Here is an 11,584-nt window from a genome sequence, read left to right as displayed (position 1 = left end):
GTAAAGTGGAATTTAAAATAATAATCAATCCAAATTTTAAGATTGGAATACGTGATCCAGAAGATACAACGATATCTGAAGCACTGGATAATAGGCATGTTAATAACCAATATTTCACAATGAAATGGTGTGATACGTCATTAAGAATCAATTATGGAACACAAATAGCTGATGGTATAAGCGATGTAATTAAAATGTTAGAGGCAATAAAAAGAAGAGAGGAACGGTTTGTCGTAACTTTCCCAAGTCAAGCATTTTTCGAGACATGGATATGTAAAATTGAAAAATGTGATATTAAAATTAATTGGGATAGTCGTGAAAACTATAGAAGTATCATGATGAAAACTGAATTATTTATAAAAGAGTGGCTCAAGCTATTGCATCAATTACAAAAAGTATTGATAGAAACTGGATATGATGGTACCAATCTAGTAGATTTTTATTTACTTGAAAATCTTGAGAGATTTCATTCTAACAACATTGAGGAGTGAAAAAAGGAGCGTTTCCTATGATTGGGGATTCAAATACAAAGGATTAGTAGATTAGTAACATGTCTTTGCGAAATTTCGTATGTATAAGCACGAATACAGCGGATATTGATATCATGAAACAAATTTCCCTTAATACGATCCAGAGAGGCTGAAAAGAGCTACGCGTAATATTTGAATGTTAATAAGTCCTTGTTATGGTATGCCCTTTTGTCCTCTGTGACAGAAGGGCTGCTTTAATGAGCACGGCATGAGTTCTAAAGCTGTGAAGACGGCCGCAGATAAAGTCATTTCTTCGATGGATGAATTGCTCGCTGCGTCGAAGGCAGTAGACGGTATGAAAGCTATGGCGAAAGCTGGGCTAACGAAATTTAATCATGGAGTATTAAAGAAATTTAATTGTACACAAGGCTTAAGTAAAAAGTTCTGTAAAAGAGGCTTTGAACCTGTTGATTTAATCACAGGGCGTATGATTTATGAAGGTGTCGATTTCGAACTACCTGGACCTATCCCACTGTCATGGGAACGCGCTTGGTACAGTGATAGCAGTCGGATTGGCTTAACAGGTCATGGTATGCACTTTACATACGATCTAGCCTTAGAGATATTTGAAGAAGATGACCTGATTGGGATTGTTGTGACGGATGGTCGCGCTGTTAGATTTCCAATTTTACCAATAAACTTGCCGTATTTTAACAAACGTGAAAGAATGACCTTAACAAATACAGGTGAGGAGTATCATCTATTTGAGCATGATACACGATTGATTTATGTATTTGAACAAGTAACAGAAACAACATACCGATTAAAAGAAGTAAGAAATGAGCAAGCGCATCATATTCAATTTGCCTATAACCTTAAAGGCTTCCTATCCCAAGTAACCGACAGTGCTGGTAGAGTGCTTGAGGTTACGACCAATGAGGTAGGCAGAATGACAGAGGTTGCTTTACGCAACCAGATGAGCCGTGAAGTCTTAGTTCGTTACGTTTACAATGATGGACAAGATTTAATCGAAATCCAAGATGCGTTAGGGCAAAGTACGCATATTAAATATGTTAATCACTTAATGATGCAAAAAACAGATCGCAATAAAAATAGCTTCTTCTGGCGCTATGATGGTCCAACGACAGGGGCACGAGTAGTCAAAACATGGGGAGATGGCAATGTTCTTGCAGGTGAGCTTACATATCACGAGGGCTATAACGAAATTACAAATAGCTTAGGCCATAAAAGTTATTATTATTTTAATGAAGATAATCTCTGTACAAAAATTGTTCATCCAGATGGCAGTGAGATCAGCTATGACTATAATGAGGACTTTGAATTACTGCAAGAAGTGGATGAAGATGGCCGCACAACAACATTCAGCTATGATGAATGGGCAAACCCGATAAAGGTGACTTTAGCTGATGGCAGTACATTATCCTCGCTACATGATGACAAGGATCGATTGATTCAGGCAGTGAACGCAGAGGGTGGAAGTCGTCAATGGATCTATAATGAGGACGGTACATTACAGGCAACTATTTTAGAGGATGATACAAAAACGGAATTTTCCTATAATGAGCATCGTTTGATTGAAACAGTGACAAATGCGCAAGGTCATGTGGTAAGCTTAGCTTATGATGCTGATCTAAACCTGAGTCAGGTGACATTGCCAGACGGGACGAGTTCCACATGGACATATGACCGTCGTGGTAACTGTACATCAACGACCAATCCGCTAGGGGCTACAGAAAAATTCCGTTACGATAACTTGAATCGCCTTGTACGGGCAAATCTTTCAGATGGAAACGACGTTCAATTAAAGTACAATGCCTATGACGATATTGTTATTGCAAGGGATAACCATACGCAAGTAGCCTTTGATTACACCATTCTTGGCAGTTTAATTTCTCGAGAACAGGGTGGGAAGAAAGTCAAATTCACCTATGATACAGAGGAGCAGTTAAACGCTGTGATCAACGAAAGAGGCGAAACGTATCAGTTTGAACGTGATGCGAAAGGGAATATCATCAAGGAAATTGGCTTTGATGAGGTTGAAAGAACGTATGAGCGAAGTCCAGCAGGATTGGTTCAAAGGATTCAACGTCCAGGTAATCGTTGGACAACGTATCAGCATGACGGCCTAGGAAATATAATTCGTGCTGATTATTACGATGACACTTGGGAAACGTTTGGCTATGACAAAAATGGTTCGTTAATTGAGACTGAAAATGAACATGTGACTGTAAAGTTTGAGCGAGACCAATCTGGACAAGTAATCAAGGAGTGGCAAAATGACCATTGGATTGGAAGTAGCTATGATGAAATAGGTAATCGCTCACAAATTACAAGTAGCTTAGGTGCAAACATCGATGTCGCTCGTAATGAAATTGGAAATGTGTCGCAAATTACAGCTTCTCGCTCAGTTCAAGACCATTGGACAGCAACGATTCAGTACAATGCTCTTGGACAAGAGATTGAGAAAATCCTACCAGGGGATGTCGTTAGTAAATGGAAATATGATGTAACTGGTAGACCGACACAGCATCGAATATGTAGTCAAAATCGTCAAACACGAAGACGAGTGTACAATTGGGATGCCAATAATCGCTTACGAAGCAAGGTAAATGAGTTAACGGGTGTACAAATGACCTATGGTTACGATGAATTCAGTAACCTAGTTTGGTCCAATCAGGGCGGTCAATTTGACTTCTTACACCGCAGTGTCGATGATGTCGGGAATCTGTATGAAACAAAAGAAAAGACAGATCGTGTCTATGGTGTCGGAAGTAGATTGCTTGAAACGAAAGAGGCAACATTCTCTTATGATGATGAAGGTAATCTGATTCAGAAAGTTGAAAGAACTGGTGATGCGTGGGAGTACGAATACGATGGTAATGGGATGATGTCAAAGGTTGTGTTCTTATCAAAGAACAATTCAACTTTAAACAAAGTGATTACTTTCAAATACGATCCACTTGGTAGACGTGTGGAAAAAAATTGTGAAGGAAAAGCGACTCACTTTGTCTGGGATGGCAATACGACTTTACATGAGTGGGTAGTAAAGGCAAGTACGATAAGTACCCAAGATGCGAATACAAACCAACAGGGAAATCTCGTAACATGGGTGTATGAAGATAATTCACTTACACCATCAGCTAAAATTACCAATGAAGGTAACTTTAGTATTATCAGTGATTATCAAGGTACTCCTGTAGAGGCGTACGATGAGGAAGGAAACCAAGTCTGGTCTATAGAACTTAACATCTATGGACAAGGTAAGGAACTTACAGGATATAAAGGTTTCATTCCATTCCGTTTTCAGGGACAGTATATGGATGAGGAAACAGACTTGTACTACAACCGATTCCGATATTACTCGCCGAACGAAGGGGTTTATATCCAACAAGACCCTATAGGACTTGCAGGAAACAATCCTACACTATATGGATATGTAAGTGATACAAATAGTTGTATTGATCCATTTGGATTATCGAGAGCGCCAAGTACAATACTCTCAGGTAATGTTCAAAAAGGTTTTAAAGGGAGAAACTTTACAGGTTTTCAGGCTCATCATGTGATTCCGACAAATGTTTGGAAGCAATATCAAACATTTTTCAATGATATTGGTATTGGAGGTTTAAGAGATCAAGCTTTTAATGGTATGATGATTCCTAGTAATCCGGATACTTTAAAAGGTAGTACATTTGATTTTATTCATAATACTTCTCATAGTGCTTATAATAAGAATGTAATGAACAGAGTAGCCACTATATATGAAGAATTTGATGATGGTTTTATAAATGAAAAACAAGCTAGAACAAAAGTACGTAAACTGCAAATGCAACTTAAAAATCAACTGCAAACAGGACATTTTAGTAAAGATTATGTACCATCAAAAAAATATCCAACTTGTAAACGATTGGGGTAATTTTATGAAATATTTTATGTTAGTCAATGATAGTGCAAATTCCCCCATCTATTTAGATGGTGTTTTGCACGAAAGCTATACTGATGAGAAATATGACGAAGGAATGAGCTATAATTGGAATCGACCTTTTATTGAACAAATGGATTTCCCAAAAGAACTTTGGTTAATAACGAGAAGCAAAGTTCAATTTGACTACTACGAAAATTTCTTTGGTCATGTAATCTCTGAAAAATTTTTATCTTCAATGGATCAAGTAAATATATTACAGGATTATGGTATAGCTAATTTACATGTTGTTAGTACAAAAGGTAAACCAAAAGTAAAAGATTTATTTTTCTTTATTAAATGTATTAAAAGACATTCATTAGTTGATTATGATAAATCTGAGTACCTTACAAGAGAAGTTCCAAGTAATGCAAAATTAAAAGTTGGTGGAAGTTTCGTTGATAAGTATATAAAGTTGGTGATAAAAGACACTGATCTTGATTTATTTCAATTAAGCGATTTAAAACTGGGAAGGTACCTGTTTTGTTCAGAGAGATTTAAATCATTGTGTGAAAAAGATAATCTTAAAGGGATTCAATTTATGGACTTAGATTCAGTGCCTAACTATCTACAATCTATATTGTAAATAAACACTATTTTTTATTATTTCGATTCGGAAAATAGAAATTATTGATATAAACAAACTATAAAACGGTCTGCATTATATTGAATTATTCGATAGCGACTTTTAGTTCAGTAAGCATAGCAAAAAAATGGTAAAATTCCCCATGGTAATGAAGTGACCTTCAAATGTTAGACAGAGTTATTTCATTATGTAGAGGTTTGGGCATGAGTTCGATATTTTGTATCGGACTCATGTCTTTTAACGTGGCCCTTAATTCGTTTTGTATTCTAATATGTTATGTATTTTTCTAATTCAATTTTAAAATGTGCTACACTTTCAAGCTTTGTAAGGTATAGAAATTCTAACTTCAAAATGCCAAAGAAATTAGATGGTAACGACGTACAATTGAAGTACAATGCCTATGAAGATATTGTTTTTGCGAAAGATAACCATACGCAAGTAGCCTTTGATTACACCATTCTCGGCAGTTTGAAGGCTCGAGAACAAGGTGGGAAGAAAGTCAATTTCACCTATGATACAGAAGAGCAGTTAAACGCTGTCATCAATGAAAAAGGCGAAGCGTATCAGTTTGAACGCGATACGAAAGGGAATATCATCAAGGAAATCGGCTTTGATGAGATTGAAAGAACGTATGAGCGAAGTCTAGCCGGATTGGTTCAGAGAATTCAACGACCGGGTGATCGTTGGACAACATATCAGCATGATGGTCTAGGGAATGTCATCCGTGCTGATTATTATGATGATACTTGGGAAACGTTTGGCTATGACAAAAATGGGTCGTTAATTCAAACTGAAAATGAGCATGTGACAGTAAAGTTCGAGCGAGATTCATCTGGACAAGTGATCAAAGAGTGGCAGAATGACCATTGGATTGCGAGTAGTTATGATGAATTAGGCAACCGTTCCCAGATTACAAGTAGCTTAGGTGCAAAAATCGATGTCGCTCGCAATGAAATGGGAGATGTATCACAAATCACAGCCTCTAGCTCAGAGCAAGCGCATTGGACAGCATCAATGCAGTACAATGAACTCGGTCAAGAGATTGAAAGAATCCTACCAGGAGATGTCATCAGTAAATGGCAGTATGATGTGACAGGTAGACCTACACACCATCGAATAAGTAGTCAAAACCGAGATACACGAAGACGCGTGTATAATTGGGACGTCAATCATCACTTACGAAGCATGGTAAACGAGTTAACAGGTGTAAAAGTTACCTATGGTTATGATGAGTTTAGTAACCTCGTCTGGTCCAATCAAGGCGATCAATTTGACTTTTTACACCGCAATGTCGATGATGTCGGAAATTTGTATGAAACGAAAGAAAAGACCGATCGTGTCTATGGTGCCGGAAGTAGATTGCTTGAAACGAGAGAGGCAACATTCTCTTATGATGATGAAGGTAATCTGATTCAGAAAGTTGAGAAGAACGGTGATACGTGGAAGTACGAATATAACGGCAATGGCATGATGGCGAAGGTCATCCGACCAGACATCACAGAAGTTACTTTCAAGTATGACTCGCTAGGTAGACGGGTAGAGAAGTGTTCTGAAGAAAAGACAACAAGTTTCGTTTGGGATGGGAATACTATCTTACATGAGTGTTTCTCAGAGAATGATTCAACTGAACTAGAAAATGATAATCTAGTTACATGGGTGTTCAATGATGGGTTCGTACCTTCAGCTAAAATCACGAGTGAAGGTAACTACAGTATTGTTAGTGATTATCTTGGAACGCCTGTAGAAGCCTATGATGAAGAAGGAAATAAGGTTTGGTCAGCTGAGCTTGATATTTATGGTGAAGTGAATGAATTTACAGGTTAGAAAGACTTTATTCCATTCCGTTATCAAGGGCAGTATGAGGATGTTGAAATTGGATTGTATTATAACCGATTCCGATACTACGACCCAGAACAAGGGAATTATACTCAAATAGATCCGATTGGACTTGCGGGTGGGAATCCTACGCTTTATGGGTATGTTAGTGATACGAATGCTATAAATGATCCATTTGGATTAAAGCCAAAACCTAAATTTAATTTTGCTGAGTTATCAGGAAATAAACCTCTTTCGTTAGATCCAAATGAAATTCATTTTATGCAGAGTAATATCAAGAATAGTACGGGTGCATTTACAGTTTTAGAAAATGCTGAATCATTAAAGAATGGTTCACTTAAAGTAAGTGACTTACCTACAGTTAATGTTTGGAAGGATACAGACGGTAAAATATGGACGTTGGATCATAGAAGACTCGCAGCATTTAGACTCGCAGGTATTGATGAAATTCCAGTAAACTGGGCAAGTAAAAAACAAGTGAAGAATCAATGGTTTAAAATGTCAACAAAAAATGGTGGAACATCAATTGTTTTAAAGAGGGAAGATGGATCTAGACAGGTGATTTGTAGGAAAAAATAGAGTCAATAGTTGAAATAGAGAGGTGTGAATAATATGGATTGGTATAACAAAATTGAAAACGTATCAAACAAGCAACAATTCTTAGAATTTGTAAATTTATTATCAGCGGATTATAAAAAAAATATAGATGAATGGGAGAATAAATCTATAGATTTATTTCTTCAAGCCATTGAGGGATGGATGGAAGATATGGAAGGATTTTATGAAAATTCTGGTTTAGATACTCCCAAAAATATTGACTGGAAACTATTATCTATTATGCTATATGTAGGTAAGATATATGAATAAAAGGCCCACGCTAAAAAAGAATTAGTTATGTGAAATTTGTATGGAAAGACTTTAAATTGATGAGTGCGGTGTAAATAATATATCAATTTAAGGAATTTATTAGATCGATTGATTAGTTGAAGAAGCCTTATTAGTGATTATCTAGGTACACCTTCTGAAGCCTACGATACTGATGGTAATAAGGTTTGGTCCAATGAGTTAGATATTTATGGTCAGTCAAAAGAGTTTACCTGTGACAAGAATTTTATACCATTCCGATATCAAGGGCAATACGAGGATGAAGAAACTGGCCTTTACTACAACAGATTTAGATATTATTCACCAATTGAGGGTATGTATACGCAAAAGGATCCAATTGGGCTTAATGGAGGTTTGGTCTTATATGGCTATGTACAAGATACAAATAACTCAATAGATATTTTTGGTCTTTCTTGTACTAAAGAGTTAAAGAAAAATATGAACAAAGCTAATCGTGAGTTAAGAAAGAATGAAGGGTACATGAAACGTGCTTGGCATAAGTATAAAGGTTCAGCAGCTCATCATATTGTGGCGGGGGACCATTCAAATCCAAATGCTCAAAGAGCTAGGGATATTCTAGAAAGGCATAAGATTGATGTCAATAGTGCAGATAATGGGATTTATTTAAAACATGGATCCAAATAGTATATAACCTGGTGCTTATCATAGAATAATCCATACTAATGATTATTTTAGAAATGTTGCTGATAGGTTGGAGTCTGCAGAACGTTTTGGTGGAGCAAAAGCAAAAGAAGCAGTATTAGCTGATCCAGAAAATATTAGGGAGGATTTATTATTTAACGTTAATATTTGGTAAATGGAGTTTTGTAAATGAATGTATATAGATTTGTAAATGATGATGTTTTTAAAGATTTAACCTTTTTAAATAAGGACTATGTTCGTCTTTTTTCAACTTTTACAGGGCAAAAAATTACTCTGGATTGGAACGCAGAGATATTTGGTATTTCAGAAGATAAACTGAATAGAGGAAAATTGTTAGATTTTGATTCACGTTGTTATGGAGCTACATTAATAGTAAAAAAGAAATTCGAAAAGTTTTTTATTGATGAATTTTCAGAAATTACAGAAACCCTCCCCATAAAAATCAAAGGTATTTCAGAGGATTATATATATATAAATATAACAAATGTTTTAACAGCAATTAATTTTGATGGTTTAGATATGCAAGAATCTCTTGCAATGTTGCGAGGTGAAAACATTACATTTAATTTAGAAAAAATAGAAAATGAAACTATTTTTAGAGATATTAGAATTAACAACTTTTATTTCTGTACACAAAATTTTAAAGATTTTATAGAAAAAAATGGAATTAACGGATTGCGTTTTATGAAAGTAGGGACAGGACTTTAACTCTAATAAACGAATAGCATATTTTAAACATACTCTTATTTCATAATATGAATTTCCTCAGTACTATGAAGAGAATTATTTCTCTTCATAGTCACTATAATGGTTACCATTAATGAATGTATCTGAAGTGTCAAGATTTAGAAAAGCTAATTCTCCTAGCACACAGACAGAGTTAGTAAGTTTTAATATTGCAAACTGCTTTTCATTAAAATTCACAATGATATTAAGAAAGTTATCTAAGTCGTCCACACTAATACCTTCTTCCTCCATTTCTTTCTCGGTAATAAAATCATCTATATGGTAAGAAATATCAATAGCATCCATAAGAAGTAGCTTTTCAAACTCATCGCATACTTTATCTTCAAAAACTAATTCCATTAATTCGAATTCTTTTGACTTTTTAATTTGAATGAAAAGAGATTGTAAAATGTATTTTAATGAATAATTCATAATTGAATCGAAATCCTTTTGAACAATACCAGCTTTGATGTTAAAGGAAATTTCTTGAATCATATCTGTATGAAAGTTATTTAAATAGATTTATAAATAGGATGACTAATTTCCTCTAAGGTGTCATTCCAAATTCTCATGTTCTCTTCAAAAGGCATCATTTTATTATTCCTCCAATATTTTTTTGTTTAATTTTACCATATGAATATTAGATAATACAGTTAATTTAAATAAACAATTTTATGGATAATATCTGTCGAGCTTTGACGAATTCGTATGGGATGGAAATACGATTCTGCATAAGTATTTGTCACAGGATAATTCTGATACATTGGAAAATTCAGTGGAGAATGCCTCGCAGACAGATGCCGATATCGCAGATAATCTAGTGACATGGGTATTTAATGAAGGGTTTGTCCCTTCTGCAAAAATCACAAGTGAAGGTCATTACAGTATTATTAGTGATTATCTTGGAACGCCTGTTGAAGCCTATGATGAGCAAGGTAATAAAGTTTGGTCGGCTGAGCTTGATGTTTATGGACGAGTGAAAGAGTTCACTGGTGAAAAGGATTTCATTCCATTTAGGTATCAGGGGCAGTATGAAGATGTAGAAATTGGCTTGTATTATAACCGATTCCGATACTACGATCCGGTGCAAGGGAATTATACCCAAATTGACCCGATTGGACTTGCGGGTGGGAATCCAACTCTGTATGGTTATGTCAGGGATACAAATAATAATATAGATAAATTTGGCTTATATTCAGATTTATTGGATACTGGCATGGGACATCATTTGATGCCAAGATCAATAGCCAAGGCTTTAGATATTTCAGAGTTAAGTCAAATTCATTCCATTTCTTGGTATCCAGATGAAGGAGCTGGAACGGCAGAACTTCACAAAAAATTGCATAGAAAACTTATAGAAGATGGAATACCTTATCATGGTTCAAAATTCACTGGTACAACAGATGAGTTTTTTGAAAAAGCTGCTAAAGCATACAAAGATATTGACGTTAAAGGTTATTTAAAAATACCATACACAAAAGAAAAGTTATTCAAAGATTTAACTCCTGCAGAAGCTTTAGAGAAATTAAAAGAATTACATTCTAATGGAAAAATACCTTGTAAATAGGAAAAAAGGAGATGTTATAATGGATAGAATTCTAGATACTGGAAGTTACGGAATTTGTTTGTTTTCAATAGACGTCCTGCAAGACTTTTTAAAGAAAGAAAAAGTTAGGACAAAAAAAATTTTAAAAAATTTTCAGGATAATCATAACCGTTATTTAGCTTCACTTGAAAATGGTATTTGGATACCTTTTCTACCTATAAATTCTATAGAGTATATTATCAAACTTGAAAATTGTAATCAGTCATTTGACGATGAATGGGAAGAAAAATTCGTTTATCATGACTTCAATATTGAAGTTAAAGATTCATTGTGGATTGCAGATATTGGTTCATTTTATGAATTTGATAAAAATGAGTTTCTAAAAAATGATGAGGTATCTTATCAAACATTAGATGGTAAAACACTATATTCAGGATTTAGATACAGTGTTCCTTCTGGTAAGTATTCGGTATCTATAAAAGGATATGCTCGTATGAAGAAATTAGATTTTCCTAGTCTAAATTTTGGTTTTTTATTTTCTCTTGAAAAAGTAAATGAATTTGAAGGATTTAATGATCCACGTGAAGATGAAAAATATAACTTTAATGTGGCAAAGATAGATTGAATCAGTATATTCTTAAAATTGTAATAAGAGAAATACATTAGTATCAATTATATAGGGCGATAAATCCATTTAAAGGGATTTATTGCCCTTTTAATCTTACTGTGATTTCAAGAGATGGGAATATTCGTGAGATAGGAACCGTAGAAGTTCTGTCATGACTATTTAAATCGTCTTGTACGGGCCAACTTTCATATGGAGACGACGTTCAATTAAAGGACAATTCCTATGAATATAGGGAATGTCATTCGCTAAGGTTACTAGGATGGCA

The 11,584-nt window shown here is 34.9% G+C and carries 11 protein-coding genes and 1 pseudogene; 10 read left to right on the top strand and 2 right to left on the bottom strand.

The features are described 5' to 3' along the window. Positions 1-5 precede the first annotated feature (5 nt). The 3 genes from MKY46_RS14640 to MKY46_RS14630 all read left to right on the top strand — a co-directional run bounded on the left by MKY46_RS14640 (position 6) and on the right by MKY46_RS14630 (position 5,035). The gene (locus MKY46_RS14640) at positions 6-491 is read left to right on the top strand and encodes a hypothetical protein (protein WP_155273232.1); all 486 of its coding nucleotides are present in this window, start codon (positions 6-8) and stop codon (positions 489-491) included. Positions 492-738: 247 nt separating this feature from the next. Then, complete coding sequence (locus tag MKY46_RS14635) at positions 739-4,404, top strand: DUF6531 domain-containing protein (RefSeq protein WP_340834637.1); 3,666 nt, start codon at positions 739-741, stop codon at positions 4,402-4,404. A gap of 4 nt (positions 4,405-4,408) precedes the next feature. Then, entirely contained in the window at positions 4,409-5,035 is a 627-nt protein-coding gene (locus MKY46_RS14630) for an Imm43 family immunity protein (protein WP_036124943.1), read from the top strand. A 185-nt stretch (positions 5,036-5,220) separates the two neighbouring features. On the opposite strand, the pseudogene MKY46_RS14625 reads toward MKY46_RS14630, so the two are convergent. Beyond that, positions 5,221-5,421 (bottom strand): annotated as a pseudogene (locus MKY46_RS14625) (IS3 family transposase); the annotation flags it as partial. Between MKY46_RS14625 and MKY46_RS14620 the strand changes: the two are divergent. From MKY46_RS14620 to MKY46_RS14600, 5 genes are all read left to right on the top strand, one after another. Further along, complete coding sequence (locus MKY46_RS14620; protein ID WP_340834634.1) at positions 5,387-6,859, top strand: RHS repeat domain-containing protein; 1,473 nt, start codon at positions 5,387-5,389, stop codon at positions 6,857-6,859. The pseudogene MKY46_RS14625 and the gene MKY46_RS14620 overlap by 35 nt on opposite strands. Positions 6,860-6,868: 9 nt before the next feature. After that, positions 6,869-7,450, top strand: coding sequence for an RHS repeat-associated core domain-containing protein (locus MKY46_RS14615; RefSeq protein WP_340835681.1), 582 nt, complete (start codon positions 6,869-6,871; stop codon positions 7,448-7,450). 33 nt (positions 7,451-7,483) lie between these two features. Beyond that, on the top strand, positions 7,484-7,738 hold the full coding sequence (locus tag MKY46_RS14610; protein WP_036127392.1) for a DUF7660 family protein: 255 nt from the start codon (positions 7,484-7,486) through the stop codon (positions 7,736-7,738). 129 nt (positions 7,739-7,867) lie between these two features. Continuing rightward, positions 7,868-8,401: an RHS repeat domain-containing protein gene (locus MKY46_RS14605; RefSeq protein WP_340835679.1), complete on the top strand. Its 534-nt coding sequence runs from the start codon at positions 7,868-7,870 to the stop codon at positions 8,399-8,401. A gap of 186 nt (positions 8,402-8,587) precedes the next feature. After that, positions 8,588-9,127 (top strand): imm11 family protein, encoded by a 540-nt coding sequence (locus tag MKY46_RS14600; RefSeq protein ID WP_036128862.1) that lies wholly within the window; start codon positions 8,588-8,590, stop codon positions 9,125-9,127. 75 nt (positions 9,128-9,202) lie between these two features. On the opposite strand, the gene MKY46_RS14595 is transcribed toward MKY46_RS14600, so the two are convergent. Continuing rightward, complete coding sequence (locus tag MKY46_RS14595; protein WP_155273227.1) at positions 9,203-9,577, bottom strand: hypothetical protein; 375 nt, start codon at positions 9,575-9,577, stop codon at positions 9,203-9,205. Positions 9,578-9,908: 331 nt separating this feature from the next. On the opposite strand from MKY46_RS14595, the gene MKY46_RS14590 reads away from it, so the two are divergent. Together MKY46_RS14590 and MKY46_RS14585 are read left to right on the top strand one after the other, a co-directional pair. Continuing rightward, complete coding sequence (locus MKY46_RS14590) at positions 9,909-10,712, top strand: RHS repeat domain-containing protein (RefSeq protein ID WP_051891783.1); 804 nt, start codon at positions 9,909-9,911, stop codon at positions 10,710-10,712. A gap of 19 nt (positions 10,713-10,731) precedes the next feature. Further along, positions 10,732-11,316 (top strand): hypothetical protein, encoded by a 585-nt coding sequence (locus tag MKY46_RS14585; protein WP_230593993.1) that lies wholly within the window; start codon positions 10,732-10,734, stop codon positions 11,314-11,316. Positions 11,317-11,584 lie beyond the last annotated feature (268 nt).

This window comes from Lysinibacillus sp. FSL M8-0355, from assembly GCF_038008985.1.
Lineage (GTDB): Bacteria > Bacillota > Bacilli > Bacillales_A > Planococcaceae > Lysinibacillus > Lysinibacillus fusiformis_D.
Note: the sequence above shows the minus strand (reverse complement) of the source record. Positions and strands in the feature narration are given on the sequence as shown.

Excerpts from the sequence above, each read along its gene's own strand:
- MKY46_RS14585 (WP_230593993.1), top strand. The coding sequence starts at position 10,732 with ATGGATAGAATTCTAGATACTGGAAGTTACGGAATTTGTTTGTTTTCA.
- MKY46_RS14600 (WP_036128862.1), top strand. The coding sequence starts at position 8,588 with ATGAATGTATATAGATTTGTAAATGATGATGTTTTTAAAGATTTAACC.
- MKY46_RS14610 (WP_036127392.1), top strand. The coding sequence starts at position 7,484 with ATGGATTGGTATAACAAAATTGAAAACGTATCAAACAAGCAACAATTC.
- MKY46_RS14620 (WP_340834634.1), top strand. The coding sequence starts at position 5,387 with ATGCCAAAGAAATTAGATGGTAACGACGTACAATTGAAGTACAATGCC.
- MKY46_RS14630 (WP_036124943.1), top strand. The coding sequence starts at position 4,409 with ATGAAATATTTTATGTTAGTCAATGATAGTGCAAATTCCCCCATCTAT.
- MKY46_RS14595 (WP_155273227.1), bottom strand. The coding sequence starts at position 9,577 with ATGAATTATTCATTAAAATACATTTTACAATCTCTTTTCATTCAAATT.
- MKY46_RS14635 (WP_340834637.1), top strand. The coding sequence starts at position 739 with ATGAGTTCTAAAGCTGTGAAGACGGCCGCAGATAAAGTCATTTCTTCG.